This is a genomic window from Microbacterium sp. CFBP 8794 (genome assembly GCF_014841235.1).
In the GTDB taxonomy this organism is placed as follows: Bacteria; Actinomycetota; Actinomycetes; order Actinomycetales; family Microbacteriaceae; genus Microbacterium.
Genome location: NZ_JACYTT010000001.1, coordinates 278,970 through 305,896, shown reverse-complemented (window position 1 = coordinate 305,896; position 26,927 = coordinate 278,970). Strand labels below are relative to the sequence as shown.

Genomic DNA, 26,927 nt, shown 5'->3' with positions numbered 1-26,927 from the left:
AGGCTGGGATCATGCTCCCCGCCCACGCCGCCCCGCCCTCCTTCTCGGCGTTCCTCTCGCGACTCGCGGCGTGGTGGCCCACGTCGATGGCCCCGCGGCGTCGGCGCGCCACCTGGCAGCCCTGCCCCCGCGGAGGGGGCGGCGCCCGACCGAGTTGAGCTCGACGACGGACTCGTCCCCGGGCCCGGTGGAAGACTGGACGCATGACTTCTCCCCAGCCCCGTGTCGTCGTCCTCGCCGGTGGAGTCGGAGGGTCGAAGTTCACGCTCGGCGTCCGCGCGGCGCTGCGGCGCCTCGGCGCCCCGGACGCGACCGTCGTCGTCAACACGGGCGACGACCTGTGGCTGTCGGGTGTGCGCCTGCAGCCCGATGTCGACTCCCTCGCCTACGCCCTCGCCGGGGTCAACGACACCGAGCGCGGGTGGGGACGCGCGGGCGACACGGAGCGGGTCAACGAAGAGCTCCAGGCCTGGGGGGCGGGCTGGCCGTGGTTCACGCTCGGCGACCTCGACCTGGGCACTCACCTCGCCCGCACCGGCTGGCTCCGTGACGGCCTCACCCCCACCGAGGTGCTGGCCCGCATGGCGCAGCGCTGGCCGCTCGGCGTGCGGCTGCTGCCCATGACCGACACCGAGGTCGACACGCACGTGCTGCTCGAGGACGGAGGACGGCTGCACTTCCAGGAGTGGTGGACGCGGCACCGTGCCACGCTGACTCCGCGGGCCTTCGAGAATCCCGGGATCGCCGACGCCGTGCCCGCCCCCGGGGTCGTGGATGCCATCGCCCAGGCAGACGTGGTGCTGCTGGCGCCGTCGAACCCGGTGGTGTCGATCGGTCCGATCCTCGCGGTCCCCGGAATGCGCGAGGCCCTGCGGGCGACCTCGGCGCGGGTGGTGGGCGTCTCGCCGATCATCGCCGGGCGAGTCGTGCGCGGCATGGCCGATGTCTGCCTCACGGCGATCGGCGTCGAGACCTCGGCATCGGCCGTCGCGCGGCACTACGCGGCACGGTCGGCCGGTGGTGTGCTCGACGCGTGGCTGCTGGCGGAAGAAGACGCCGCCGCCGCGCCCGAGGTCGAGGCGGCGGGGATCCGCACGGTGGTCGCGCCGCTGTGGATGCGCGACGAGACGACCTCGGCCGCGATCGCCGAGGCGGCGCTGCGCGCCTGAGCCGCCGTTCGCGGTGGGCGCTGCGCGCGAGCGCTGCGCGCTGCGCGCGGGGCGTGGGCGCGGGGCGTGGGCGGGCGCGTGGGCGCGCGGGCGAGCGGTCAGGCCGCCGCCGACGCCAACACGGCCGACGTGCGCGGGCCCACGCCCAGCGCGACCGCCTGCGAGAGCTGTTCGGCCGTGTCGACGTCGCGGCGGAGCGACGACGCACGCTCGACGGCCAGGTCGGTGCACCCGAGCAGGCGGTGACGGGCGGCGGAGTCCTCGCCGAACGCCGAGACCCACACCGCCCCCGCTCGGGCGGTGACGAGGGTGGACCCGGTGGTCTCGGCATCCGGAACCACTCCCCGCTCGACGGATGCCGCGAGCTCGAGGGCCGCGTCGAGATCGGCGGGACGCAGGGCCGGCAGATCGCCGAGCAGGGCGGCGCGCGCGGTGGCGACACCGGCCGCGGCCGCACCGAGGGCGATCGCGGCGTCGAGACCGCGGGTGTCGCCCTCGGGCACGACCTCGACCTTGCGGGCGCGGCGGAGCTCGGCGCGCACCCCTGCGTCGTCGGTCACGACGATGACACGGGCGACCCCGGCCGCCGCGGCTGCCGCGGTCACGGTGTCGAGCGCGATGGCGCGCGCGAGCGCCTCGCGGTCGACGCCGACGTCGGTCAGGCGCGACTTGCCCACCGCGGCGGGTTTGACCGGCACGATGATCGTCCAGGCGGGGACGTCAGGCATGTTCATCGCCTCCATTGTGTGCCGAACTCCTGAGATATCTGGCTGGGGGTCGTGCTTTCGGAGGGTGGGGGGCAGCGTGGGGACCTTTTCTCAGGAGTGTGGCCCACCGGCGCCCCGCAAGCGGGCTGCCCGCGCGGCTCCCGTCAGCGGCGCCGCAGATCCGCCGGACCCCGCGGCGCCGCAGATCCGCCGGACCCCGCGGCGCCGCTGAGCCGCCGGGCCCCGCAGCGTCGCCGGACCCCGCAGCGTCGCCGGACCCGCCGCGTCGCCCGCCGATCCGGCTCAGGCGAAGCGTTTGCGCAGGCGCGGCAGGATCTCCTCGCCGTACATGCGCAGGAACTCCTCCTGGTCGTGGCCGGGGTCGTGGAACACGAGGTGGCGGAAGCCGAGGTCGACGTATCGCGCGATGCGTTCGACGTGCTCGTCGGGGTCGGTCGAGACGATGAACCGCGACGCGACGCGCTCGATCGGCAGTTCGGCGGCGAGCCGTTGCATCTCGAGGGGGTCGTGCACGCTCATCTTCTCGTCGGCGCTGAGCGCGAGCGGGGCCCAGAACCGCGTCTTCTCGAGCGCAGTGTCGTGGTCGGGGTGGTACGACACCTTGACCTCCATGAGCGTGTCGACGTCGTCGCGGGTGCGGCCGGCCTTGCCGAGACCGTCGTCGAGCGCGGGCAGCAGCGTGTCGGTGTACAGCGCGGGGTCTTTGCCGCTCGTGGTGATGTAGCCCTCGGCGATGCGTCCGGCCAGGCGGGTGGCCGCGGGGCCGGAGGCGCCGATGTAGATCGGCACCTTCTGCTCGGGGCGGTCGTAGATCGTGGCATCCTTCACCGAGTAGTAGGTGCCCTCGTAGGTGACCCGCTCGCCGGCCCAGAGCTCGTTGATGATCGCGATGGCCTCTTTGAGGCGCTGGAAACGCTCCGGCGCCTCGGGCCAGTCGAGGCCCAGGGTCACTTCGTTGAGGGCTTCGCCCGTGCCGACGCCCAGCACGACACGGCCGGGGTACATCACGCCGAGGGTGGCGAACACCTGGGCGATGACGCCGGGGTGGTAGCGGAACGTCGGGGTGAGCACGCTCGTGCCGATGATGACGCGCTCGGTGCGCGCGCCGAGGGCGCCGAGCCAGGGCAGTGCATTGGGGGCGTGTCCGCCGTCGTGCATCCACGGCTGGAGGTGGTCCGAGAGGAAGACCGAGTCGAAACCCATCTTCTCGGCGAGCACGCCGAAGTCGAGGAGCTCGTTGGGTCCGAACTGCTCGCTCGAAGCCTTGTATCCGAAACGCAGGGGAACGGTCATTTCTCTCCTTCAACGTCGCCACCGCGCACGGGGGTGCGCGCGGGTTCGAACTCCGACCCGTCGGTGCCGGCCAGCCGTTCGTGGAACGCCTGCACGGTGCCCGGCCACAGCAGGGTCAGCCGCCCCGACCGGTCGTCGACGTACCAGTTGCGGCATCCGCCGGTGAGCCAGGGGGTGGATGCCGCGGCCGCGGCGATCTCGTCGGTGTACGCGGCCTCGACCTCGGGGCGTACCCGCAGCACCCGCTCGGGTCGGCGGTCGCGCTCGGCCAGGGCCCGCACGACGTACGCCGACTGCTCCTCGGCCATGAGGACCGAGGAGTTGTGCCCGAGACTCGCGTTCGGGCCGTTCAGCACGAACAGGTTGGGGAAGCCGGCGACCACCGTGGAACCGAACGAGGTCATGCCCTCGGCCCAGTGCGCGGCGAGGGTGCCGTCTTCGCCGCGCACGAGGTCGGCGTAGGGCTGCTCGGCGGCGGTGAACCCGGTGGCCAGCACCAGCACGTCGGCCTCGTACGTCGCGCCGCTCTGCGCCGTCAGCGTCGAGCCGTCGACCGCGGCCAGGGCGGTGGGCTCGAGGCTCACGGCCTCGGACGCGACGGCGGGGTAGAACGCATCGGACAGCAGTACGCGTTTGCAGCCGAAGGCGTAGTCGGGGGTGAGGGCTGCGCGCAGAGCCGGGTCGGCGACCTGAGCGTGCAGGTGCGCGAGCGCGTGGGCGCGGGCGTCGGCGGAGGCCGCGGCGTCACCCGAGCGCGACGCGAAGCGCGCCTCACCCTCGGCGTACAGCTCGGCGCGCAGGCGCGCGAGATCCCCCGGGTGCGCGGCGAGGTGCGCGCGCTCGGCGGGCGCGATGTCGCCTCCGCCGCGCGGCACGATCCACGCGGGGGTGCGCTGGAAGAGCGTCACGTGGGCGGCACGGCGGGCCAGTTCGGGAACCAGCTGCACGGCGCTGGCGCCGGTGCCGACGACCGCGATCCGCATGCCGGCGAGGTCGGTGCCGTGGTCCCACCGCGCGGAGTGGAAGAGGGGCCCGTCGAACGACTCGAGGCCGTCGATGGCCGGCACGTGCGGCTCGGTGAGGCGTCCGCAGGCCAGGACGAGGGAGCGCGCGGCGAGGGTCTCGCCGCCCGTGTCGAGGTGCCAGACGGCGTCGGCGGCATCCCATTCCGCTCCGAGCAGGGGCGTGCGCAGCCGCAGCCGATCGCCGAGGTCCTCGCGATCGGCGACGTCACGCAGGTAGGCCTGGATCTCGCCGCCGGGGGCGAAGGTGCGCGTCCACCCGGCGTTCGGGTGCGCGGCGAGGCTGTAGAGGTGCGCGGGCACGTCGCACGCGACGCCGGGGTAGGTGTTGTCGCGCCAGGTGCCGCCCACGTCGTCGGCGCGCTCGAGCACGACGAAGTCGTCGCGCCCGGCCCGGCGGAGCGCCCCGGCCATCGCGAGGCCGGCGAAGCCTGCGCCGACGATCGCGACGTCGACGACCCTCACGCGCGGGCCCCGCCCTCTGCGGCGACGCGGTAGTCGGTCGTGCGCAGGCGGAACGGTCGCATAAGGCTGCGGGCGATGCGCTCGGCCGCCGCGACGGGGAGCTCGAGTCCCTGCTCGATGCCCGTGTCGGGCCGCACGCGTCCGTCGTACAGCGTGCCGCCGAGGTCGTCGCCGCCGGAGCGCAGCAGCACGGCGGCGGTGTCTCGGCCCACGCGGGTCCAGGGGATCTGCACGTGCGGGATGCTGCCCGACAGCATCAGCCGTGACACGGCGACCATCGCGCGATGCTCGTCGATCGGGGCGCGGTCGGCGACCAGCGGCACGTCGCCGCCGGGCAGGGGGATGGGCACGAACTCGGCGAAGCCGCGGGTCTCGGTCTGGATCTCGCGCAGGCGCCGCAGATGCGCGATGCGCTCCTCGGCAGTCTCGACGTGGCCGTAGAACAGCACCGAGGTCGAGCGGAAACCGGCGCGGTGAGCCGCGGTGATGCCCTCGACCCAGTGGTCGATCTCGAGGTCGCCCGGCGCGACGAGGGCGCGCACCCGCTCGCTGAGAACCTTCACGCCGGTGCCCGGCACGGTGTCGACGCCCGCTTCGCGCAGGGCCGCGAGGGCGCCCGCGAGACCGAGTCCGCCGCGGTCGGCGAGGTCGCGCACGTCGAGCGGACGGTAAGCGTGCACGTGGATGCCGGGAGCCCCGCGCTTGACTGCCCGCACGAGGTCGAGGTAGCCGGCGGGGTCTTCGTCGCCGCGCAGAGCGCCCTGGATGCAGATCTCGGTCGCGCCGAGGGCGGCGGCGTCGGCGGCGATGGCCGTGGCGTCGTCGAGGTCGAACTCGCCCGGCGCGGTGCGGCCGGTGCGGCGCAAGCCCGTCGAGGTGAGGTTGCGGTTCTGCACGAGGGTGATCGGCTCGCCGACGGTGTAGCGGCGCGCGTCGTCGGCGGCGGCGGTGAGGTCGTCGAGCTCGGCGCCGGTCGTGCGCAGCAGGCGCACCCAGTCGGCGTCGTCGAGGGACAGGGGGTCGGATGCCGCCCGCTCGGCGAGACGGCGGACGCCCAGGTCGCTGCCGGGCACTCCGCCGGGGCTCCCGGGGTGGGCTGAGGGTGTCGAGCCGGGATGGGCGGAGGACGAGGGACGGGCGGAGGACGCGACGTCGAGAGGGAGTCCTCCCTCCGTCCCTCGTCCTCCACTCGTCACGGCGTGCGTGCCCTCGGGCAGGCTGGCGTGCGGCGTCACGTCGGCCGCGAGCCCCTCGGCATCGGCCAGTGCCCGCAGGGGAGCGTGCAGGGCGGGGTCGATCCAGCGCGCCGCGTCGCGCACGAACTCCGGATGCGCGGTGAGGCGTTCGCGCAGCGTGTAGCCGTGCGCGGCCGTCTGGGCGGCGAGGTCGTCGATCTGCGGCCAGGGACGCTCGGGATTGACGTGGTCGGCCGTGAGCGGCGACACGCCGCCCCAGTCGTCGATGCCCGCCGCGATCAGCAGACCCAGCTCGCCCGGGTCGGACAGGTTCGGCGGCACCTGGATGCGCATGCGCGGACCGAACACGAGCCGGGCGGTGGCGACCGCCGCGACGTACTCGGCCAGGTCGGCGTCGGGCACGCCCTGCATGGCCGTGCGGGGCTTGGCGCGGAAGTTCTGCACGATGACCTCTTGCACGTGCCCGTGCCGGTCGTGCCTGTCGCGCATCGCCACGAGCGATTCGGCCCGGTCGCGCACCGTCTCGCCGATGCCCACCAGGATGCCGGTGGTGAAGGGGATGCCGGCGGCGCCGGCGTCGTCGATGACGCCGAGGCGCAGGTCGGGGTCTTTGTCGGGCGAGCCGAAGTGCACCTGGCCGGGCTCTTCGAACAGGCGTCGCGACGTGGTCTCGAGCATCATGCCCATCGAGGGCGAGACGGGCCGCAGCGCCGCCAGCTCGTCGGGGTGCATGACGCCGGGGTTGGCGTGCACCAGCATGCCGGTCTCGGCGGTGATGAGACGCGCGATGTGGGCGACGTAGTCGATGGTCGAGGCGAAGCCGTGCGCGTCGAGCCAGGCGCGGGCCTCGGGCCACCGCTCTTCGGGGCGGTCGCCGAGGGTGAGCAGCGCCTCTTTGCAGCCGAGGGCCTGTCCCTGCCGCACGACGGTGAGCACCTGCTCGGGGCTCATGTACGCGGGCTTGCGCAGTAGGTTCAGCTGGCCGGGGGTGTCGACGAAGACGCAGTAGTGACAGCGGTCGCGACACAGGGTCGTCAGCGGCACGAAGACCTTGCGCGAGTACGTGACCACGCCGGGGCGGCCGGCGTCGATGAGCCCCTCGTCGCGGAGCGCCGCGGCGACGGGCAGCAGGCTGTCGAGCGGTGCGTGCAGAAGGGCGTCGGTCTCGTCGACGTCGGGGCGGTGCCCGGCGCGGATGCGCGCGAGGAGATCGTCGATCGACGTGCCGCGGGCCGGTGCGACTCGCGGCGCAACACTGCCCGTACTCATCGTCCCAGGCTATCCCTCGCCTCCGACATCCGGGCCGGTGAGGCGGGGCCTCGCGCGGCGCGTGCGTGCGGCGGGTGATCGTTGCGCTCTCGTGAGGTGCCGAGCCCGTCGCGCCCCGTCGACGCTGGCAGGATGGAAGGCATGGTGACCCTGCTGCTCGACTCGACGCAGCTCGAAGTCGTGCTGTCGCCGACCGAGCGAGCGATGTCTTTCCGCAAGACCAACATCGTCGTGCCGCGCGAGCACATCGAGCGCGTGCAACTGACCGACGACGCCTGGACGTGGCTGCGCGGCGTGCCGAATCCCGGCATCAACCTGCCGGTGGCCGTCGGGATGGGCACGTGGAAGTCGGCGAGCGGCAACGACTTCGTCGTCATCCGCGGTCGCAAACCCAGCGTCGTCGTCGACCTCACGGGTCACGACGAGTACGAGCGTCTGGTGCTCACCACCAAGCACGGGGTGGCGCTGCTGCGGGCGCTGCGTCTCGACGTGGCATCCGAGCCCGAAGACGTCGCCGACATCGTCCGCTGACGCGCCCGGTACACGCGCCCGCTACACGCGCCCGGCGTTCGGGCTCACGCCGTGAACTGCACCACGGTGTCCCACGCGAGCTTCACCACGAGCAGCGACAGGGTCACCAGGAACACGATCCGCACGAAGCCGCTGCCCTTGCGGGTGGCCATGTGCGCGCCGATGAATCCGCCGGTGATGTTCATCGCGGCCATGGCGAAGCCCAGGGCGAGCAGGATCTCGCCGTGCACGCCGTAGACGGCCAGGGCGGCGAGGTTGGTGGTGAGGTTCGCGATCTTGGCGTTCACGCTCGCCTGCAAGAAGCCGTACCCCAGCACGGCGACGATCAGGATGACGAAGAACGACCCCGTCCCCGGACCCAGGATGCCGTCGTAGAAACCCACCAGCAGACCGATCACGCCCGCCCGCCAGGCGATGGCCGCCGGTCGGGTGTGCCGCGGCTCGTGGTGCAGTCCCATGCGGGGCTTGAAGAGCGTGTACAGCGCCACCGCGATCACCGCGACGAGGACCACGGGCGTCAGCACCTCGCGCGGGACGAAGCGCGAGAGGGCGGCACCGACCGTGGAACCGGCGTACGCGCCGGCGACCAGCGGCAGCAGGAGCACGAGCTGCACCCTGATCTTGCGCAGGTACACCCCGCTCGCCGAGAGCGTGCCGAAGAACGACGACAGCTTGTTCGTGCCCAGGATGAACGGGGTCGCGACGTCTTTCGGCACGGCGATGACCAACGCCGGCAACTGGATCAGTCCGCCGCCGCCGACGACCGCGTCGACCCATCCGGCGACGCCCGCGGCGACCAGCAGCAGCAGGAGGGATGCCACCGACACGGGGAGCCATTCGGCGATCACCGGTCCATCGAGCACGGTTGATTCTCGCCGGTGCCGGCGGCGGCGCCAAATGCGCGGCGTCGCCCGTCACGGGCGCGGCGGTCGGCGAGCGGCGTCGGTGCGCGCCGGGCGATCGCCGATCAGTCGATGTCGCGGCGCCAGGTGGTCAGCATCCCCACGACCACCAGCACCACCGCGTACCCGAGCAGCACGAGGCCGCCGACCCACCAGTCGAGCGTCGACGCCCCGGTGGTCGACACCGAGCTGAAGATCGTCTGGCCGACCAGGGCATCGCTCGCGGCGCTGGGGAACCACTTCACGACGTCGTCGAAACCCTCGACCACGCCGCCGATGGTGCGCACGATCGGCTCGATGAAGAGGGTGATGGCGAGCACGATGACGATGGCGGCGACCTGGTTGCGCACAACCGTGCCCACGCCGATGCCCACCAGTGCCCACAGGGCGAAGGCCAGCAGCATGCGGCCCACGAGCTCCCAGGTGTCGGCGGAGCCGAGGGCGGTGTCGATGCCGAAGATGCTCAGCACTCCGGCGCCCGCCCCGATCGCGGCGGCCGAACCGAGGATGCCGTAGAGCAGGCCCACCAGCACGCCCACGACGAACTTGCCGCCCAGGATCACGCCGCGGCGCGGGGTGGCGAGGAACGTCGGCGTGAGCGTCTTGTGACGGAACTCGGTCGTGACCATGAGCGTGCCCACGAGGAGGGGGAACACGTACCCGACGGCGCTCGCCGAGCTGTAGACGAGGCCCGGAACGCCCTCGGCCGACATCGCGGGGCCGGTGGCGCCGCCGAGGCGACCCGAGGCGACTCCGCCGAAGACGAAGGCGAGCACGCCGGCCGTGAAGGCGACGTAGGCGACGAGGACGATCGCCAGCACCCACCAGCCGGCGGTGGTGAACTGCTTGGTGTACTCGGATCGTGTCGCTGCGACGAGGCTCACCGCTGCACCCCCGTGTGGTCTGTCTGGTCCGTGTGGTCGAGGTCGGCGGTGGGCACGATGTCGATCACTCCGGTCGAGGCGACGGAGTACGAGCGGCGGGGTGAGTCGTCGCTCGAGGATGCCCCGTCGGACGCCGTGAGGCGCGCGGATCGCGGCGGGGCCATGACGGCGACCATCGCGGTCGAGGGGCGGGGATCGTCGTCGTCGAACTCGTCGGGTCGGGGGGAGACCTCATCGGCTGTGGCAGTCGTCGCCGTCGCGGCCGCCGTCGGTGCGAGCACGGGCTCGGGCGCCGGCGTGGGCGCGGGGGCGGGGGTCTCGGCATCCGGAGTCGAAGCAGGAGCCGCCGCAGCGCCGCCCGCCGCAGCGCTCGCGTGCACGCGCACGCCGCTGACGAGCTCGAGGAAGATGTCTTCGAGGCTGGCGCCCTTGCTCTGCAGGTTCGACAGGGCGATACCGGCGCCCGCGGCGAGGGCGCCGATCTCGACCGGCTCGTGGTGGCGGATCGTGTAGCCGTTGCGCAGCAGCTGGTAGTCGATGCCGCGCTCGTCGAGCACGCTCGACAGGGCGGTGCGGTCGGGGGAGTCGACGACCGTGGCGTACTCCTCGGGGTCGGCGAGGTCTTCGACCCCGCCCTGGAACACCAGGCGACCGCGCGAGATGATCAGCAGCGCGTCGACGGTCTGCTGCACCTCGGCGAGCAGGTGGGACGAGATGAGCACCGTGCGTCCCTCTTCGGCGAGGTGACGCAGCAGCGAACGCATCCACCGGATGCCCTCGGGGTCGAGGCCGTTCGACGGCTCGTCGAGCACGAGCACACCGGGGTCGCCGAGCAGCGCGGTGGCCAGGCCCAGGCGCTGGCGCATGCCGAGCGAGAAGCCGCCCACGCGGCGTCCGGCGACGTCGGCGAGACCGACCAAGCCCAGCACCTCGTCGACGCGCGAGACGGGCAGCGACGCCGCGCGCGCGTAGACCTTGAGGTGGTTGGCGGCCGAGCGGCCGGGGTGGAAGCTCGACGCCTCGAGGGCGGCGCCGACGCTCTGCAGCGGAGAGGCGAGGTCGGCGTAGCGCTTGCCGCCGATGGTGGCGGTGCCCGCGGTGGGTTGCACGAGGCCCAGCAGCATGCGCAGCGACGTGGTCTTGCCGGCGCCGTTCGGGCCCAGGAAGCCGGTGACCTGGCCGGGCTCGATGCGGGCGTCGAGACCGTCGACCGCCGAGACGGCTCCGAAGCGTTTGGTGAGCCCGTTGAGCTCGAGCACCTGTCCGTCGGGCATCGGGCACCTCTCGTTCGATGGGCGTTCCGCCTATCTTCCCCGATCCGAGGCCGAAAACCCATCTCGGGGCGTGTGTAACGTGGCACCGTGCACGCTCAGCGAACCGATGACGACAGCGTCCTCGTGCGGTCGAGGCGCGGCCTCGGTCGTCTGACGCTGAATCGTCCGCGCGCGATCAACGCGCTCGACCTCGACATGATCCGCGCGTTGACCCTCACCCTCGACCGGTGGCAGCGCGACACCGACGTCGACGTCGTGCTGCTCGACGGGGCCGGCGAGCGTGGGTTCTGCGCCGGCGGCGACGTGCGCGCTCTGCACGAGATGGTCGTCGGAGGGCGCGGCGACGAGGTGCACGCGTTCTTCCGCGAGGAGTACGCGCTCGACCAGCTCATCGCCACCTCGGCCAAGCCCGTCGTCGCGATCGCCGACGGCGTGTGCATGGGCGGCGGCATCGGCCTCGCCGGCCACGCGGCCATCCGCGTCGTCACCGAACGTTCGCGGCTCGCCATGCCCGAGACGCGCATCGGCTTCACTCCCGACGTGGGCGGCTCCTGGTTGCTGGGTCGCGCGCCCGGTCGCCTGGGCGAGTACCTCGGGCTGACCGGGGGGTCGATGGATGCCGCCGACGCGATCTACGCCGGCTTCGCCGACCACATGGTGCCCGCCGCCCACCTCGAGGCCCTGTACGAAGCCCTCGAGAACCGCGCCGACCCGTCGAGCCCGACCGAGCTCGTGCTGTTGTTCGACGAGAGCCCCGAGCCGTCGAGGCTGATCGCGGCGAGGGAATGGATCGACGACGCGTTCGCGGCCGACGACGTTCCCGCCATCGTGGACCGTCTGCGTGCGCGGCCCGAGCCCGAGGCCCGCGAGACGGCCGAGCTGCTGGCCGCATCGGCGCCGACCGCGCTCGCCGTGACGCTCGAGGCGGTGCGTCGGGCGCGTGCCCTGCCGTCGCTGCGCGCGGCCCTCGCCCAGGAATACGGCCTCGTGATGTGGTTCGCCCAGACGCAGCCCGACCTGGTGGAGGGCATCCGCGCGCAGGTCGTCGACAAGGACCGCTCGCCGTCGTGGTCGCCGGCCCGCCTCGACGATCTCCCCGCCGACCGCGTGGCCGAGGCCTTCGCGTACGAGCCGAACCCGGCGCTGTGGTGACCCGGCCATGATCTCTCTTTCTCCCGTGATCGCCGTGCCCTCGGCCGTGACGTCTTCTGTTCCCGTGATCGCCGTGTCCCCGGCCTCCGGCGCGGGGAGCGACCCGCGGGCGGCGACGAGATGACCGCGCCGCGACGACGCTGGTCGTTCGGACACGCCCTCGACGGGTTCTTCTTCGTCTTCGCCGGTCTCGCCGCGATCTGGCTGGCCTACCTGAGCTTCACGCAGTCGTTCCGGCTCGGGTGGGGCGGGGTGCTCATGGCGATCGCGTTCTGGGGTCTGCTCGCCTACCTGGTGCTGCCGCGACTGCACCGGATCCTCACCGCGATCTACGTGCCCGACTACTTCATGGGCCGCACCCGCACCTCCGACGGTCTGCTCGGCGACCCCGTCAACCTCGCGTTCCAGGGCGACCGGGCGCGCATCGAAGCGGTCATGGCCGAGGCCGGCTGGATCCCCGCCGACCCGGTCAGCCTGGGTTCGTCATGGCGCATCATCGCCTCGACGCTGCGGCGCCGCAGCTATCCGCGAGCCCCCGTCAGCCCGCTCTTCCTCTTCGGACGCATGCAGGACCTGGCCTACCAGCAGGAGGTCGCGGGCTCTCCCGCCCAACGCCACCACGTGCGCCTGTGGAGGTGCCCCGAGGGATGGCTGCTGCCGGGAGGGCGCCGGGTCGATTGGCTCGCCGCCGGCACGTTCGACCGGGCCGTGGGCCTGTCGCTGTTCACGCTGCAGGTGACCCACCGCATCGACGCCGACACCGACATCGAGCGCGACCACATCGTCGCCAGCGTCACCGCCGTGCCCGCGGTGGCGGTCGACGTCATCCGCGACTTCGCGACCGGGTACCACTCGCGCAACGGCGGCGGCGACAGCATCACCACCGACGGCGACCTGCCGATCGTCGACGTGCGGGCCGTGCAGATCCCGGATGCCGCGACCCCCGCCGCGCCGACGGAGGTGCGACCGTGATCACCCGGCACCCCCGCAAGCGCGCGGCCTTCGAACCCCTCGCCGCCCCCGTGCCCGTCGACCCGGCCATGCGTCGCCCCGTCGCGACGGTCGCCGGTGCGGTGCTGGTGCTGCTGCGAGCGGTGGCCGGGGTGCTCTGGGGGGCGACCGTCGTGTTCGGGCTCCCCTCGTGGATGCGGGCGGTGGCGGGAGCGGCGAACGGCTCGGCCATCGAGCCCGACACCCTGACCCTGTCCGACCTCGACGTCGGTTTCGGTCTGTTCGCGGGTGTGCTCGCGACGATCTTCGTGGTGCAGGTGGTGTTCGGCATCCTGCTGCTGTGGGGGAGCAACCTCGCCCGCGTGGCCGTGATGCTCATCTCGGTGGTGTCGATCTCGGCGGCGTTCACCGGCTGGTGGCAGCTGGGGGAGGAGATCACGGTGCGCACGACGCTGGCGACCCTGAGCCTCGACGTGCTCGTGCTGCTGGCCCTATCGAGCCGCGATGCGGCGGCGTACGCGCGACGGAAGGATCGGCGGCGCTGAGCGAGCGGGTGGCGCTCGCGACCCCGGGGGATCTCGGCGGGTTAGCCTGAGAGGTGCCGCTCGCCCGCGGCGGAACGGAAGACGGACGTGTTCGACAGCCCCATGTCGTCCTCGGCATACGAGGTGCTCCGCGTGGCGCCCGACGTCGACGACGAAGGCCTGCGTCGCGCGTATCGCGTGCGCCTGCGCGAGACGCACCCCGACACGGGCGGCGACGCGGCCCTGTTCGTGCAGGTGCAGCGCGCGTGGGAGCTCATCGGCACGCCCGAGGCCAGAAGCGCCTACGACCGCGGTCGCGGGACGGTGACCGGGGAGTGGGGCGGCGGGGTCTCGGCATCCGGTCCCTCCCGCCCCGCCGACACGCGCCCGCGCGCCCGATCGCACGGTCAGCCCGGCGGATGGCGGCGCGAGAGGTACCTCGACCTCATCCGCGAGTGGGTGGGCCGCGGCGTCGACATCGCCGACCCGTACGACCCGGCGCTCGTGCGCTCGGCGCCGCCCGAGATCCGGCACATCCTCGCCGACGCGCTCGCCGAGGAAGAGACCGCGCGTCTCGTCTCGGAGCTCGGCATGGGCTACACGGTGTGGCACGACGTGTTCGCCGATCGTGACGGGCGCGATCCCGAGCAGAAGCTCGACCATCTCGTGCTCGGCCCGAGCGGCCTGTACGCCCTGCTGAGCGAGGACTTCGGCGGCCCCGTCGGGGTGCGCCGCGGCGAGATCTCGGGGGCCCACGTCATCGGGTCGCCCGTGACCGAGCTCGTGTCGCGCGCCCGCGTGATCGCACGGGCGGCCGGTGTGCGCTTCAGCGGCGCGATGGTCGTGCTGCCCGACGACGCCGTGCTCGACGCCATCACCGAGCTCGGCAAGGTGCGCGGAACGCCCGTCGCGCTGGTGACGCGCAGCGCCCTCACCACCCTGCTGCGGCGCGGCATCACCGGGGCGCGCGAGGTCGGCGGCACGGAGCTGTTCGACATCCGCACGCGGTTGCAGCAGCGCGTGCGTCACGTCTGAGGGGCGTCTCCCGAGGGGCTCCCGGGGCTGTCCCGCCGCTCCGCCGGTCGCGACGTTCTCGCCCGGCCCGCGAGACACCCCGCGCGCACGTGCCTAGGGTGGAGGCATGAGTACCGACGAGACATCGGACGCCTCGGCATCCGACGACATGAAGCGCAAGTTCAAAGAAGCGCTCGAGAAGAAGAACGGCCAGCACCGTTCGGGTCAGGCGCACCTCGACGGAAACTCCGCCGTGCAGGGAACGCACGGAGCCGTCACCAAGAGGGAGTTCCGCCGCAAGAGCGGGGGATGATCCCATCCCGCGTCGCGTGCGTGTGAGGGGCCCCGGCCCCTCACACGAGCGGGGCCTCGAAGAACGCCAGCTCGAGGAGCATCGACCGGTCGTACGCGGCGGCCATCGCCGCGCGGGTGCGGGCGGAGGCCTCGCGGGCCGCGGCATCCACGATGAGCGACGCCTCGGCCGACGACGTCTCGAACGTCTCGTCGCCGTACGACGTGAGCCAGTCGGCGTAGGGATGCCCGTCGGTGAACGTGCCGCGCCAACGCACGCCGATGTCGGTGTACAGCACGAAACACGGCAGGATCGCGGCGACCAGCACCGCGTAGGACCCGGCGGTGGATGCCGCGTGCAGATGGTCCGTGTACGCCGAGGTCGCGGGAGCGGGAGCGAGACCCGCGGGGTCGACGTGCGACTGGTGTAGCGCCGCCTCCTCGACCAGGCACGACACCGACGCCGTGGCCCAGAAGCGTTGCTCGTCGACCGTGGGGGCGAGGGCCGCGGCGCGCGCGAGCACCCGCGCGTACTCGCGCAGGTACAGCAGGTCCTGGCCGAGGTACCACTCGAAGGCGCCGCGGTCGAGGTCTCCGGATGCCAAGCCCTGAACGAACGCGCACGCGTCGACGTCGGCGCGGGTCGAGGCCGTGGCCTCCCACCGCTCGCTGCTCCACGAGCGGCCGAGGTCGATGTGCGGACGGAGCTCGTGCAGGTGGTCGATGGGGCCGTTCCCCGCGCCGACGTGGAGCGCCTCGGCGTGCTCGAGCGCGCCGGTGAGCCACCGCTTCGCCCGCGTCAGGGCCTCGGGCCAGCTCAGCCCGTGAGCGGCCAGGGTCGCCATCGCCGACGACAGGGAGCATCCCGTGCCGTGGGTGTGGCGGGTGGCGACGCGGGGGCCGGGCACGACGTGCACGCCGGTGGCGTCGACGATGGCATCCGGGCTCTCCGCACCGCCGAGGTGCCCGCCCTTCAGCAGCACGGCGGTGTCGGCGCGGGCGGCGAGCGTCTGCGCCTGGACGACGGCGGCCTCCCACGTCGTCGCGACGGGCTCGTCGACGAGCACCGCGAGCTCGGGGAGGTTCGGGGTGACGAGGTCGGCGCGTCGGCACAGGGCGCGGACGGCCGCTTCGGCATCGGTGTCGAGCAGGCGGTCGCCGCTGGTGGCGATCATGACGGGGTCGAGCACGACGACGGGCGGACGCACGTCGGCGAGCCACGCGTCGACCGTCGCGACCACCTCGGCCGAGCCGAGCATGCCGATCTTTACCGCGTCGATCTCGACGTCGTCGCTCACGGCGCGGAGCTGTGCGTCGAGGAACGCCGTCGGGGGCACGTGCACGTCGCGGACGCCCGAGGTGTTCTGCGCGACGAGCGCCGTCACCGCCGCCATGCCGTAGCCGCCGAACGCGGCGATCGATTTGAGATCGGCCTGAATGCCGGCGCCGCCCGTCGGGTCGGTGCCGGCGATGCTCAGCACGCGCGGGCTCGACCCGTTCATCCTTCGGCTCCCCACGCCGCACGCAGTCGGCGCACGACGGCGCCCGGGTCGTCGGCCGCGCACACGGCGGACACCACCGCGACCCCCGCCGCTCCCGCCGCGCGCAGGGCGGCGACGTCGTCGACGTCGATCCCGCCGATCGCGACGCACGGCGACGCGGTCGAGGCCGCCAGCTCGGCGAACCCGTCGATGCCCAGCGGTCGCGGATGGTCGGGCTTCGTCGTCGTCGCTCGGATGACGCCGACGCCGAGGTAGTCGACCGTGCCCGCGGGCAACGCCGCCGCGGCGGTGAGGTGCGCGGGGGTGTGAGCCGTCCATCCGATCAGGGCGTCGGCTCCCAGCAGGGCGCGCGCCGAACCGATCGGCACGTCGTCCTGGCCGAGGTGGATGCCGTCGACCCGGGCGCCGCGGTCGCGGGCGGCCAGCACGACGTCGAGGCGATCGTCGACGATGAACGCGCAGCGACCGGCCACCACGTCGGCGAGGTCGAGGGTGCGGGCGAACAGCTCACGGCCCGAGGCGACCTTGTCGCGCAGTTGCACGACGGTGACGCCCGCGTCGACGGCCGCGTCGACGATGTCGCGCAGTCGAGCGAAGGGCACGCGGTGGTCGGTGACGAGGTGGAGCGACAGGTCGCTCACGAGAGTCGCACCCGGCCGTCGAGATTGGCGGGGCGCACGGCGGCCAGCTCATCGAGGAACGCCACCGCGAACGACCCGGGTCCCCGGCTGTGCGCTGCCGCGCGTTCCGACGCGACGGCCCAGACCGCGCTCGCCGCCACGGCCGCGTCGAAGGGCGGCACGACGGCGACGAAGGCCGCCATCGCCGCCCCCAGGGCGCAGCCGCCGCCGGTGACCCTGGTCAACAGGATGCTGCCGCCGGGCACCGACGCCGTGCGCTCGGCATCCACGATCAGGTCGGTCTCTCCCGAGACGGCGACCGTGCCGCCGGTGCGGAGGGCGAGCGCGCGAGCGGCCTCGAGGGCGTCGTCGGTCGAGTCGGTCGCATCGACGCCCCGCCCGCCGGCGCCGGATCCCGCGAGGGCGAGGATCTCGGACGCGTTGCCGCGGATGATCGCCGGGCGTGCGTCGAGCAGCTCGTGTGCGAGTGCCGTGCGCACGGGCAGCGCACCGACCGCGACCGGATCGAGCACCCACGGGGTTCCCGCCCGAACGGCTTCGCGGGCGGCTTCGCGCTGCTCGGCGGTGGGGGTGCCGAGGTTCACGAGCACTCCGCCGGCGATGCCGGCGAACAGGCCCGCCTCGCCCGGAATGTCGCACATCGCGGGGGCGGCGCCGAGGGCCAGCAGGGCGTTGGCGGTGAAGCCCGTCACCACCGCATTGGTGATGCACTGCGTGAGCGGCGCGGCTTCGCGCAGCGCCGCGAGCGCCTCGGCGGGGGCGGGGGCGGTGAGAGGGGCGGACGGAGACGACGACGTGCGAACGACCATTCGCGACATCCCTTCGCTAGTACGAACTAGATCAGGTTCGACGGGTGTGTTCTCAGCCCCGAAGGGCACCCCGTGTCACTGCCGGTGACGCTAGCACAGGCGCGACGGTCGGTACCGCGACGGCCAGTGACGCGACGGCCAGTCCCGCGCCGCTCAGTATCGCGCGGAGAACCCGCCGTCGGTCTGCAGCAGCTGACCGCTGATCCAGCGCCCCGGCTCCGAGAGCAGGAAGGCCGTGACACCCGCGACGTCTCGCGGGGTGCCCATGCGGCCGAGCGGGTGGTACCCGGTCAGAGCGTCTCGGGTCTCGGCATCCATCCATCCGGTGTCGATGGGGCCCGGGTTCACGACGTTGGCCGAGATGTTGCGGGGTCCGAGCTCGCGGGCGGCCGAGATGACGATGCGATCCAGGGCGCCCTTCGATGCGCCGTAGGGAAGGTTGCCCGTGGTGTGGTCGCTCGTGAAGGCGACGATCGCGCCGCCGCCGGCATCGACCTGGCGGGCGAACGCGGCGATCAGCAGCAGTGAGGCGCGGGCGTTGACGGCGACGTGGTGGTCGAAGCTCTCGGCGGTGGTGTCGAGGATGCCGGTCTCCACGTCGTGCGCGTGGCTGAGCACGAGCGCGTGGAGGGGGCCGCGTTCGCTCGAGATCCGGGCGACCAGGTCGGTCGGGGCGGTGGGGCTCGACAGATCGCACGGGTAGTCGCCGGTCGCGAGGTCGCTCGTGACGACCTCCCATCCGTCGGCCTCGAGGCGTGGGACGATGCCCGCGGCGATGCTGTTCGCGCGCGCGGCGCCGGTGACGAGGGCGAGGGGCATGGAGTCGAGCGTAGGGCGGGTGCTCGGGGGTGCGCGAGCACTCGGGGGTGGGGCGTGGGCGCTGGGGAGTGCGGCTCGTCGGTTCGGGTGCGGAGACCGGCGGGCAGTGGGCGTGCACCCCAGAGGGCTCAGAAGGGGGCGCGTTCTCGTTCGGGCGGGGAGGGGTCGTCGGGCAGGAACCTCACCGCCGGCGAGTAGGGGAGCGGTTCGTCGCTGTAGACCCGGCCGGTCGGACTCGTCCATTCGAGCACCCCGCCGGCCAGTTGTCTGACCGTCCAGCGGGTGAACTGTTTCTGCGTGTGATGTCGCTGGCAGAGGTGACTGAGGTTGCTCACCTCGGTGGCGCCGCCGAGGGCGTAGTCGTGGGTGTGATCGACCTCGGAGCGGACCGCGGGGACGGTGCACCCGGGCCAGCGGCAGTGTCGGTCGCGGGCCCGCAGGAACCGGTCGATCGCGGAGGTGCGCTGGTAGGTGTCGGTGCACAGCACGGAGCCCGTGACGGGGTGCGTGATGAGGCGGTCCCACGGAACGGTCGTCGACTCGGCCAGGCCGCGTGCCGTGTCGGCGTCGATGGGGCCGTGCCCGACGAGTTCGGCGGGCTCGAGGTTCTCGTTGCCCGGATCGATCATGGTGAGCGCGGGCACGACGACCTGCACCCGAGCGCGGATCGCCCCCAGGACACCGGGGCCGTCATCGCCCCGCGTCGGATCGGCCTCGGGTGCGGCGGTCAGCAGCAGATCGGCCAGCACATCGGCCCGCACCTGCGCCATGGTGCGTTCGTCGGCGACCGACACCGTGGTCTCGCCGCGCGCGTCGATCAGCGCCCGACTCTGCTGGGTGAGCCGGTCGTAGACGCCCACGGCCAGAACGGTCGGCAGGGTCGCCACCAGATCGGACATGCCGTCGCGACCGGTCACGATGCGCACGCCCCGCGTCTCTCGACCCCGTTGATGGCGCTCGGTGAGGGTGGTCGGCTGCAGCCGCTCGGCGAGAACAGCAAGACGCGAACGCAGGCGCCCGGGGCTCAGTCCCTCGGCGGTCGCCACGGCCAGCACGTCGAACTCGCCGCGGACGTCGGGAGAAAGGGGCTCGCCGGCGTCGAGGATCGTGCGGACGTGAGGTCGACCGATCGCGCCGGCCTCCCATGCCGCGAGGGTGGCGGGGTAGTCGTCGACCAAGGTCATCGCCGCGTTGATCTGCGTCTGCATGCTGCGGTCCGAGAGATTCTCGGCGGCGGCGAGCTCGGACGCCACTTCGCGCAACGCCATCTCGGCCACCCGCCCCGACGGGGGTCGGTCGGCCATGGCGCCGAGCGCGAGGTGCCCCGCTTCGGCCAGCGCGCGGGTGCGCTGAACCTCGGCCGCGGCCAGATCGGCACCGGTACGGAGCACCTCGGCGAGCACCGCGGAGAGGGCTTTCGCCCCGCCTTTCGGGTCCGTCGGTGAGGTGTCGATGTGCATGTGTGCATGCTAGCGCGGACCTCCGACATTCGGCGGTCCGCGAGGAGCGTTCCGGGGACGGATCTGCACTTTCCTCGCCTGTGGAGGACAGGTGCGTGGCCGGGCTGGGGCGTCGTCCGTCTCGTGCGGCCGTCAGAGCATGCTCGACGCCACGAGCCAGACGACGACGAGGACGGCCGCGGCCAGCGAGGCGAGGAGAAGCGCCCGTTGCCAGCGGCCCGGGCGTCCCCCCACGGGCCCCAGGGGTCGTTCGGGCTCGCCGAGTTGCGACCGGATGACATTGGCGCGCGCCTGCAGCTCGTCCTGGTGGATCGCGAACCGGCGGCTGTGGGGATAGCGCAGGGCGGCCTCGACCGATTCCGAGAGCTGGCGCTCGATGCGCGCCAGTTCTGCGCGCCGTTCCGGCTCCGTGCCGCTCCCGGGCTCGTGGTGATCGGGCATGGGAGATGTCTATCGCAGGAGGCGGGCTTCAGGTGCACCGCGGACCTCGGGATGCCGGGGCGAGTCCGGTCCCTTCGGCGCGCTCCGGGACCGCCACGACGACACGAGCCGCGCGGCAGAGCCCCCGCCACGCGGGAGCGGGGCGACAGGTCCTCACGCGCGAACGAGCCGGGCAACAGACCCCGCGCAGCGTACGCTCCGCCCCGGGGCCGAGCGCCGCGATCCCGTCAGCCGTCGCGCAGGGCCGCGCGCACGAGTTCCAGCGCGTCGCCCGGATCCACGCCGAGGCGGCGCACCGTCTCGGCGTACGTCCGTGCCGCCTGGGCGGCGCGCGACGATGCGGCGTCGGTGCCCTTGACGAGCGTGCCGGCGCGGCCGCGCGTCTCGACGTACCCCGCTTCTTCCAGCTCCTTGTAGGCGCGGGCGACGGTGTTCGCCGCGAGGTTCAGGTCGCCCGCCAGAGTGCGCACCGGAGGCAGCCGGGTGCCAGCGACGAGCGTTCCGTCGTCGATCGCGGCGATGATCTGCGCGCGCACCTGCTCGAACGGCGGGGTGGGGGAAGCGGCATCCAGTCGAAAGTCCATGACCGTCAGCCGTTCAGTCCGAAGAGGTCGAGGGGGTGGGTGAGGCGCCACCACGGGTCGGGTGGTTCGATCTCGCCCGTGAGCTGCGCGTCGACGGTGTCGGCGTCGACGGGGCCGGTCACGGTCAGCGTGCCGATCGTGGTGCCGGGCTCCCGCGCGTCGCCCAGGTCGAAGTCGACGGTGTGCTTCGCGGCGCCGCCGTTCCACAGCACGACGGTCGCGTCGGCGTCGGTGACGACGTCGATGTCGGGGCCCCACAGTGTCTCGACCTTGCCGACGACGGTGCCGGCGGTCACCGAGGGGCTGGGCTGCAGTTCCTGCTCGATGCGCGTGAACAGGTCACGCGCCGCCTGATTGCGCGTGTCGGGTCCGGGCTGGCCGAGCACCGCGGCGTAGGCGCGCACCGTCGTGCCGCCGACCGCGATGTCCTTGGCGGTGAGCAGGTTCCACGCGTCGAGGGTGCCGGTCTTCACCCCGACGATTCCCGGATCGGCCAAGAGTGCATTGCCGTTCTTGAACGTGCCCGCACCGGGGAGCGTCAGTTCGGGGGTCCGCACGATCTCGGCGATCACGGGATTGGCCAGTGCCCGTTCCGCCAGCGCGATGAGGGCGGCGGGGGTGGCGGTGTTGCCCGCCTCGATCCCCGTCGGGTTCACGATGGTGACTCCGGTGATGTCGCGCTCGGCGAGGTACGCGTTCGCGGCGGCCGCGAACTCGGCATCCGAGGGGAAGAGGTCGGATGCCAACCGCTGGGCGTAGTTGTTCGCCGAGGCGATGAGCATGCCCTGCAGCATCTGCAGCTCGGTGAGACTGCCGTCGACGGGAACGTCGAGCGACGATTCGCCGCGGGCGCGGTACTGCCAGTAATCGGCGCTGTCGGCCTGAGTGAACGCGTACGACTTGCCCTGCTCGCCGGGAGCCAGGGGGAGTCGGTCGAGCACGACGAGGGCGGTGACGACCTTGGTGATGCTCGCGATCGACTCCGGTGCGCTCGCCGACGACGACAGCGTCTCGGGCACGCCGTCGATGGCGATCGCGGCTTCTCCCTGTGCGGGCCAGGCGGGCACGGCCGAGGGGGCAGCCGTGGGCTGTAGGGCCACGGCGCGCACGGTGGGGGCGACGGCGGTCAGCGGCCACAGCAGGGTCGCCGCCGCGTAGCCGGCGACGAGCAGGATCAGCAGCACCGTCGGCACGACGGTGGCCGGTCGCAGGATGCGGCGGCGGGTGCCGGCGAGCAGGTCGGCCTGACGCACGGTCGCACCCGAGACCACGAACGCCGGTGCGGGTCGCGCGGCGCCGGCCTCGGCGGGATCGACCCAGCCCAGGGCGGCGAAGGCGGCCGAGGTGGGCTCCGCGGCCGGTGAGTCGGAGGGCGGTGCGTCGGAGGGCGGTGCGTCGGAGGTCGGTGCGTCGGAGGGCGGCGTGGATGCCGGGTCCCCGGCCGCGACGGGAGCTGACGTGTCCGAGCCGGAAGAGGCTGCCTCTGCACCGGGCCCTGCGGTGGCCGTGCCGTCCGCCGTCACGGGCGGGATCCCGGCATCCGGTATCGCTTCGCCCTCGGGCGCGGGGTCCGCCGGGTCACGCCGCGCGCGCCGTGTCTCCGGGGTCTGCTCGTGCACCCGCCCACGCTACCCCGGGCGCACCCCTATACTCGTCACGACAACCACGGGAGTCCGGTGAGCCGGGCTGAGAGGAAGCGAATCCACGCTTCGACCGTCGAACCTGATCCGGATCATGCCGGCGCAGGGAGGAGCACAATGCACACGTCTACGTCTGCCCCCGCGAACCGCTCGGCGGTCGCCCCGGCGAACCGCTTCCAGTGGCGCGTCGTCGACATCGTCGTCGCCGCCGTGCTGGGCGTGGCGATCGGTCTCGTGTTCTGGGGCTGGAACACCGTCGGAGGGCTGTGGTTCGCCGCCATGGACGGCCTCACCCCCGGCCTCGGCGGCATCGCCGTCGGCATCTGGCTGATCGGCGGGGTGATCGGCGGGCTCATCATCCGAAAGCCCGGCGCCGCCCTTCTCGTCGAGCTGATCGCGGCGGTCGTGTCGGCCCTGATCGGCAACGTCTGGGGCATCGGCACGATCTTCTCGGGCCTCGCGCAGGGCCTCGGTGCGGAGCTGATCTTCCTCGCCTTCCTCTACCTGCGCTTCACGCTCCCCGTCGCGATGCTCGCGGGCGTCGGCGCCGGTGTCGGCGCCTGGGTGTTGGAGTTCTTCGTCGGCAGCTCGCCGAACATCGCCAAGACCGTCGAGTTCAACCTGCTGTACCTCGGCACCCTCGTGATCTCGGGCGCGCTGCTGGCGGGCCTCGTCGGCTGGCTGCTCGTGCGTGCGCTCGCCGCCACCGGGGCGCTCAGCCGATTCGCCGTGGGGCGGGAACTGCGCCGCGACGTCTGATGACGGGCCCCGCCCGCGTCGACGTCGAGGGATGGGGCTGGCGCTACGCCGGCCGCAAGCTCCCCGCCACCCGCGACGTCGACCTGATCGTCGAGCCCGGCGAACGCGTGCTGCTGCTCGGTGCCTCGGGGGCCGGTAAGTCGACGCTGCTCGCGGGACTCGCGGGCCTGCTCGGCGGCAGTGACGAGGGCGAGCGCACGGGGCGCATCCTCGTCGACGGCGCCGCCCCCGAGTCGCAGCGCGGCCGCATCGGCCTGGTGCTGCAAGACCCCGAGGCGGGGATCGTGCTGTCCAAGGTGGGCGACGACGTCGCCTTCGGGTGCGAGAACCTCGGCCTCCCCGCGGCCGAGATCCCCGCGCGGGTGGCCGAGGCCGTGGCATCCGTGGGTCTCGACGTTCCCCTCGACCGCCCCACCAAGGCGCTGTCGGGCGGGCAGAAGCAACGTCTGGCGCTGGCGGGCGTGCTCGCGATGCGTCCCGGACTGCTGCTGCTCGATGAGCCGACGGCGAACCTCGATCCCGACGGCGTGGCCGAGGTGCGCCGGGCGGTCGAGCACATCGCGCGCAGCGACGGGACGACCGTCGTGCTCATCGAGCACCGCACGGCCGTCTGGGCCGACCTGATGACGCGGGTGGTGGTGCTCGCCCCCGGCGGCGGAGTGCTGGCCGACGGCCCGCCGGCGCGGGTGTTCGCCGACCACGGCGACGCGCTCGCCGCGGCGGGCGTCTGGGTGCCCGGTCGCCCGGTCGACCTCCCCGTGCTCGCTCCGATCGAGACCCCGGATGCCGTGCTCTCGGCCGCGGCGCTGTCGATCGGGCGCGAGAAGCGCACGGTCGTCGCATCCGGGCTCGACGTGGTCGTCCCTCGTGGCGCGGGCACGGTCGTGACCGGCCCCAACGGCGCGGGCAAGTCGACGCTCGCGCTGACGCTCGCGGGACTTCTGCCCGAGCTGTCGGGCGAGGTCGTCGCCGCCGAGTCGCTCGCCGCCCGCGGGGTGCGACGGCCCTCGCGGTGGCGGTCGACCGAGTTGCTCACACGGATCGGCACGGTCTTCCAGGAGCCCGAGCACCAGTTCCTCGCGGCGACCCTGCGCGACGAGCTCGCCGTCGGACCGAGAGCCCTGCGGATGCCGGCGGCCCAGGTCGACGCGATCGTCGACGAGCTGTTGGAGCGGTTGGATCTAGCATCCCTCGCCCTGGCCAACCCCTTCACCCTGTCGGGCGGGCAGAAGCGGCGGCTGTCGGTGGCGACGGTGCTCGCGGCGTCTCCGGAGGTGATCGTGCTCGACGAGCCGACGTTCGGGCAGGACCGCCGCGGCTGGAGCGAGCTGGTGGGACTGCTGCAGCGCGAGATCGCGCGCGGGCGCACGGTGGTCGCCGTCACGCACGACGCCGACGTGGTGCGCCACCTCGGGCAGCACCGCATCACGCTCGGGGGCGCGGCGTGACCGGCGCAACCGTCGAGGTGCGCAGGACAGCCTGGCTCGACGGCGTGAACCCCGTCACGAAGATCGCCATCGCCCTCGTGCTGTCGGTTCCGCTGCTCGCCTCGATCGACGTGGTGAGCGCCGCGACCGCGATCGTGCTCGAGCTGCTGCTCGTGCCGCTGACGGGCGTGGGCTACCGCACGCTCGCGAAACGCCTGCTGCCGATCGCGCTGTTCGCCCCGGTCGCTGCGGTCAGCATGCTGCTGTACGCCCGTCCCGGAGGAACGGTGTACGGCTCGTTCCTCTTCGCCACGATCAGCGACGACTCCCTCTCGCTGTCGGTGGCCGTGCTGCTGCGCGTGTTCGCCCTGGCTCTACCGACCCTGCTGCTGTTCGCCCGCACCGACCCGACCGAGGTCGCCGACGCCCTCGCCCAGATCGCCAAACTGCCGAGCCGTTTCGTGCTGGGCGTGCTCGCCGGAGCCCGCACGGTCGGACTCTTCGTCGACGACTGGCGCACGATGACCCTCGCCCGCCGTGCCCGCGGTCTGGGCGATCGCGGGGCCGTGCGCCGCTTCTTGTCGATGGCGTTCGTGCTGCTGGTCTTCGCCGTGCGCCGCGGCACGACCCTCGCCACGGCCATGGAGGCCCGCGGCTTCGGCGCCGACGTCGAGCGCACGTGGTCGCGCGCGTCGACGTTGTCGGGTCGGGATGCCGTGGCCCTCGCCGGCGCGGTCGCACTCATCGCCGTCGCGCTGGCGGCGGCGGCGGTGACGGGGGCGTTCCGCGTCGTGGGGACGTGACCGACTTCCGTTGAGTGTCCAGGACACGCCGCGGCCCGGGGGCCCCGCGCGGCGTGTTTTGGACACTCAACGGGGGGTGAGGGGGGAAGAGAACGCTCAGGTCGCGTGCCGTTCTCCGACAACGGGGATGCTCGTCGCACGACCCTCGCGTGCCCGGCGCACCCCCGCGACCCGCGGACGGCGGCGATGCCGTCGAGTGTCCAGAACACGCCGGGGTGGGCCCGGGCGGCGCGGCGCGTCTTGGACACTCGACGAGGGAGCGGGCGGGGCGCTGGGCGGGGCGCGGGCGGGGACAGAGCGGGGAGAGAGCGGGGCGGGGCGGGGGGTACGTGCGGCGGGTCGGAGCGCGGCAGAATGAGCACGGGGGATGCCATGGAATTGTCGATCGGATTGTTGGCGGTCAGCGTCGCGGTCGCGGCCGCCGTGCTGTTCGTGGCGTTGCCGCGGGTCGCGACCCCCGGGGCGATGACCCTCTTCCTGCGCTTCGCCGCGGTGTCGGGAGTGTGCGCGGTCGGTTCGAGCGCGATGTACCTCATCTACGGCACGGGCGGCGGCATGATCGCCCTGGTCGCGGGAGACGTGGCGATGGTGCTCGCGCCGGCCCTGCTCCTGGTGGCGGTGCGCGTGCTCGACGGGTCCCGGGCGCTGCGCACCTCGATGGCGACGCTCGTCCTGGCGCTGCTGGTGGCCACGGTCACCGCGACCGTGCCGTTGCCGACGTCGCTCGCGGTGAAGGCGTTGGCGTTGACGGTGGTCAGCGGGGCCTGCGCGTGGGCGGCGATCCGCGCTCGCGTGGAACCGTCGGGGCCGTTGCGCATCATCGCCGTCGTCACCGCGGTCTACGCGCTGTACAGCCTCGCGCGCGTCGTGGTCGGGTTCGGCGCGGGCTGGGACTCCCCGCTGTACCTCACGGCCTTCTCGTTCGCTCCGGCCACCGTGCTGGGCGCGCTCGCCGTGCTGCTCAACGGCGCGTCGGTGGTGCGTCTGCGCTTCGGTCCCCGGGTCGCCGAGCCCCCGACGCGGTGCGCACCCGGCGCCGCCGTCGTCATCGGCGATTGGGATCTGGCATCCGCGGCGTACGGGCCCGACCGCATGCGCGCTCTTCTCGTCGACCTGCGCGCCGCCGCGCGCGACCTCGATCCCGAGGCGGCGGACGTGGCGGGCGGGGTGGAGACGTCGGTGCCGAACGCGACGACGGCGCTCGGCGAACGCTTGCGCACCGCGTACGACTGGAATCCCGAAGAGGTCATCCTGCTCGTCGACGGAGCGGCGACCGCGGCCATCCGCACCCACCCCGGGCGCACGCGCGGGCGGGGCTCGTCGCGATCCTGAGTCTCGACTAGGGTGGGACCCGGTTTCAGCTTCGAAGGAGAACGC

Annotated in this window: 26 protein-coding genes and 2 riboswitches; of the genes, 11 read left to right on the top strand and 15 right to left on the bottom strand. The window is 73.1% G+C overall.

The genetic code is table 11. The features are described 5' to 3' along the window. Positions 1-203: 203 nt before the first annotated feature. Complete coding sequence (cofD, locus tag IFU19_RS01320) at positions 204-1,169, top strand: 2-phospho-L-lactate transferase (protein ID WP_192012706.1); 966 nt, start codon at positions 204-206, stop codon at positions 1,167-1,169. A gap of 98 nt (positions 1,170-1,267) precedes the next feature. Here cofD and cofC read toward each other — a convergent pair whose 3' ends face one another. The 4 genes from cofC to cofG form a co-directional block, all read right to left on the bottom strand. Continuing rightward, positions 1,268-1,897: a 2-phospho-L-lactate guanylyltransferase gene (cofC, locus tag IFU19_RS01315; RefSeq protein ID WP_249405298.1), complete on the bottom strand. Its 630-nt coding sequence runs from the start codon at positions 1,895-1,897 to the stop codon at positions 1,268-1,270. Between the two features lie 282 nt (positions 1,898-2,179). Next, positions 2,180-3,190, bottom strand: a complete 1,011-nt coding sequence (fgd, locus tag IFU19_RS01310) for a glucose-6-phosphate dehydrogenase (coenzyme-F420) (RefSeq protein WP_055832771.1) — start codon at positions 3,188-3,190, stop codon at positions 2,180-2,182. After that, positions 3,187-4,677, bottom strand: coding sequence for an NAD(P)-binding domain-containing protein (locus IFU19_RS01305; RefSeq protein ID WP_192012704.1), 1,491 nt, complete (start codon positions 4,675-4,677; stop codon positions 3,187-3,189). The genes fgd and IFU19_RS01305 overlap by 4 nt, the downstream gene beginning before the upstream one ends. Continuing rightward, positions 4,674-7,142 (bottom strand): 7,8-didemethyl-8-hydroxy-5-deazariboflavin synthase CofG, encoded by a 2,469-nt coding sequence (gene cofG / locus IFU19_RS01300; protein ID WP_192012703.1) that lies wholly within the window; start codon positions 7,140-7,142, stop codon positions 4,674-4,676. The genes IFU19_RS01305 and cofG overlap by 4 nt, the downstream gene beginning before the upstream one ends. A 141-nt stretch (positions 7,143-7,283) precedes the next feature. Between cofG and IFU19_RS01295 the strand changes: the two genes are divergently transcribed. Continuing rightward, the gene (locus IFU19_RS01295) at positions 7,284-7,673 is read left to right on the top strand and encodes a hypothetical protein (RefSeq protein ID WP_055832773.1); all 390 of its coding nucleotides are present in this window, start codon (positions 7,284-7,286) and stop codon (positions 7,671-7,673) included. A 44-nt stretch (positions 7,674-7,717) separates the two neighbouring features. On the opposite strand, the gene IFU19_RS01290 is transcribed toward IFU19_RS01295, so the two are convergent. The 3 genes from IFU19_RS01290 to IFU19_RS01280 all read right to left on the bottom strand — a co-directional run bounded on the left by IFU19_RS01290 (position 7,718) and on the right by IFU19_RS01280 (position 10,733). After that, positions 7,718-8,536, bottom strand: coding sequence for a sulfite exporter TauE/SafE family protein (locus IFU19_RS01290; protein ID WP_055832774.1), 819 nt, complete (start codon positions 8,534-8,536; stop codon positions 7,718-7,720). A 104-nt stretch (positions 8,537-8,640) separates the two neighbouring features. Further along, positions 8,641-9,459: an ABC transporter permease gene (locus IFU19_RS01285; protein WP_070409079.1), complete on the bottom strand. Its 819-nt coding sequence runs from the start codon at positions 9,457-9,459 to the stop codon at positions 8,641-8,643. Next, on the bottom strand, positions 9,456-10,733 hold the full coding sequence (locus IFU19_RS01280) for an ABC transporter ATP-binding protein (RefSeq protein ID WP_192012702.1): 1,278 nt from the start codon (positions 10,731-10,733) through the stop codon (positions 9,456-9,458). Before IFU19_RS01280 ends, IFU19_RS01285 begins: the two co-directional genes overlap by 4 nt. Positions 10,734-10,820: 87 nt before the next feature. Between IFU19_RS01280 and IFU19_RS01275 the strand changes: the two genes are divergently transcribed. The 5 genes from IFU19_RS01275 to IFU19_RS01255 all read left to right on the top strand — a co-directional run bounded on the left by IFU19_RS01275 (position 10,821) and on the right by IFU19_RS01255 (position 14,687). After that, positions 10,821-11,885, top strand: a complete 1,065-nt coding sequence (locus tag IFU19_RS01275; protein WP_191915401.1) for a 3-hydroxyisobutyryl-CoA hydrolase — start codon at positions 10,821-10,823, stop codon at positions 11,883-11,885. Positions 11,886-12,005: 120 nt separating this feature from the next. Continuing rightward, entirely contained in the window at positions 12,006-12,857 is an 852-nt protein-coding gene (locus IFU19_RS01270; protein ID WP_191915402.1) for an LssY C-terminal domain-containing protein, read from the top strand. Continuing rightward, positions 12,854-13,381, top strand: a complete 528-nt coding sequence (locus IFU19_RS01265; protein WP_055940929.1) for a hypothetical protein — start codon at positions 12,854-12,856, stop codon at positions 13,379-13,381. The genes IFU19_RS01270 and IFU19_RS01265 overlap by 4 nt, the downstream gene beginning before the upstream one ends. An 87-nt stretch (positions 13,382-13,468) precedes the next feature. Beyond that, the gene (locus IFU19_RS01260; RefSeq protein ID WP_191915403.1) at positions 13,469-14,395 is read left to right on the top strand and encodes a DnaJ domain-containing protein; all 927 of its coding nucleotides are present in this window, start codon (positions 13,469-13,471) and stop codon (positions 14,393-14,395) included. Positions 14,396-14,501: 106 nt separating this feature from the next. Beyond that, entirely contained in the window at positions 14,502-14,687 is a 186-nt protein-coding gene (locus IFU19_RS01255) for a DUF5302 domain-containing protein (protein WP_055832781.1), read from the top strand. 40 nt (positions 14,688-14,727) lie between these two features. On the opposite strand, the gene thiD is transcribed toward IFU19_RS01255, so the two are convergent. From thiD to IFU19_RS16955, 8 genes are all read right to left on the bottom strand, one after another. After that, positions 14,728-16,167 (bottom strand): bifunctional hydroxymethylpyrimidine kinase/phosphomethylpyrimidine kinase, encoded by a 1,440-nt coding sequence (gene thiD / locus IFU19_RS01250; protein ID WP_192012701.1) that lies wholly within the window; start codon positions 16,165-16,167, stop codon positions 14,728-14,730. After that, positions 16,164-16,808, bottom strand: a complete 645-nt coding sequence (gene thiE / locus IFU19_RS01245) for a thiamine phosphate synthase (RefSeq protein WP_192012700.1) — start codon at positions 16,806-16,808, stop codon at positions 16,164-16,166. The genes thiD and thiE overlap by 4 nt, the downstream gene beginning before the upstream one ends. Next, positions 16,805-17,617 carry a hydroxyethylthiazole kinase gene (gene thiM, locus IFU19_RS01240; protein ID WP_192012699.1) on the bottom strand — a complete coding sequence of 271 codons (813 nt, stop codon included), beginning with the start codon at positions 17,615-17,617 and terminating at the stop codon, positions 16,805-16,807. The genes thiE and thiM overlap by 4 nt, the downstream gene beginning before the upstream one ends. Further along, a riboswitch (TPP riboswitch) is annotated at positions 17,609-17,700 on the bottom strand. Its footprint overlaps the gene before it by 9 nt. A 70-nt stretch (positions 17,701-17,770) precedes the next feature. Further along, a complete protein-coding gene (locus tag IFU19_RS01235) occupies positions 17,771-18,436 on the bottom strand; it encodes an SDR family oxidoreductase (RefSeq protein ID WP_191915407.1) in 666 nt (221 codons plus the stop codon). 128 nt (positions 18,437-18,564) lie between these two features. Then, positions 18,565-19,896: an HNH endonuclease gene (locus IFU19_RS01230; RefSeq protein ID WP_191915408.1), complete on the bottom strand. Its 1,332-nt coding sequence runs from the start codon at positions 19,894-19,896 to the stop codon at positions 18,565-18,567. 132 nt (positions 19,897-20,028) lie between these two features. Then, positions 20,029-20,337, bottom strand: coding sequence for a hypothetical protein (locus tag IFU19_RS01225; RefSeq protein ID WP_191915409.1), 309 nt, complete (start codon positions 20,335-20,337; stop codon positions 20,029-20,031). 227 nt (positions 20,338-20,564) lie between these two features. After that, positions 20,565-20,921 carry a GntR family transcriptional regulator gene (locus IFU19_RS01220; RefSeq protein ID WP_191915410.1) on the bottom strand — a complete coding sequence of 119 codons (357 nt, stop codon included), beginning with the start codon at positions 20,919-20,921 and terminating at the stop codon, positions 20,565-20,567. Between the two features lie 5 nt (positions 20,922-20,926). After that, positions 20,927-22,540 (bottom strand): D-alanyl-D-alanine carboxypeptidase, encoded by a 1,614-nt coding sequence (locus tag IFU19_RS16955; protein ID WP_192012698.1) that lies wholly within the window; start codon positions 22,538-22,540, stop codon positions 20,927-20,929. Between the two features lie 36 nt (positions 22,541-22,576). After that, positions 22,577-22,687, top strand: a riboswitch (TPP riboswitch). Here IFU19_RS16955 and IFU19_RS01210 point away from each other — a divergent pair. From IFU19_RS01210 to IFU19_RS01195, 4 genes are all read left to right on the top strand, one after another. Then, positions 22,679-23,320 carry an ECF transporter S component gene (locus tag IFU19_RS01210; protein WP_191915412.1) on the top strand — a complete coding sequence of 214 codons (642 nt, stop codon included), beginning with the start codon at positions 22,679-22,681 and terminating at the stop codon, positions 23,318-23,320. (Overlaps the previous riboswitch by 9 nt.) Further along, positions 23,320-24,768, top strand: coding sequence for an ABC transporter ATP-binding protein (locus tag IFU19_RS01205; protein WP_192012697.1), 1,449 nt, complete (start codon positions 23,320-23,322; stop codon positions 24,766-24,768). The genes IFU19_RS01210 and IFU19_RS01205 overlap by 1 nt, the downstream gene beginning before the upstream one ends. Further along, the gene (locus IFU19_RS01200) at positions 24,765-25,550 is read left to right on the top strand and encodes an energy-coupling factor transporter transmembrane protein EcfT (RefSeq protein WP_191915414.1); all 786 of its coding nucleotides are present in this window, start codon (positions 24,765-24,767) and stop codon (positions 25,548-25,550) included. The genes IFU19_RS01205 and IFU19_RS01200 overlap by 4 nt, the downstream gene beginning before the upstream one ends. A 372-nt stretch (positions 25,551-25,922) precedes the next feature. Beyond that, the gene (locus IFU19_RS01195) at positions 25,923-26,882 is read left to right on the top strand and encodes a hypothetical protein (RefSeq protein ID WP_192012696.1); all 960 of its coding nucleotides are present in this window, start codon (positions 25,923-25,925) and stop codon (positions 26,880-26,882) included. The last annotated feature ends 45 nt before the right edge of the window (positions 26,883-26,927 follow it).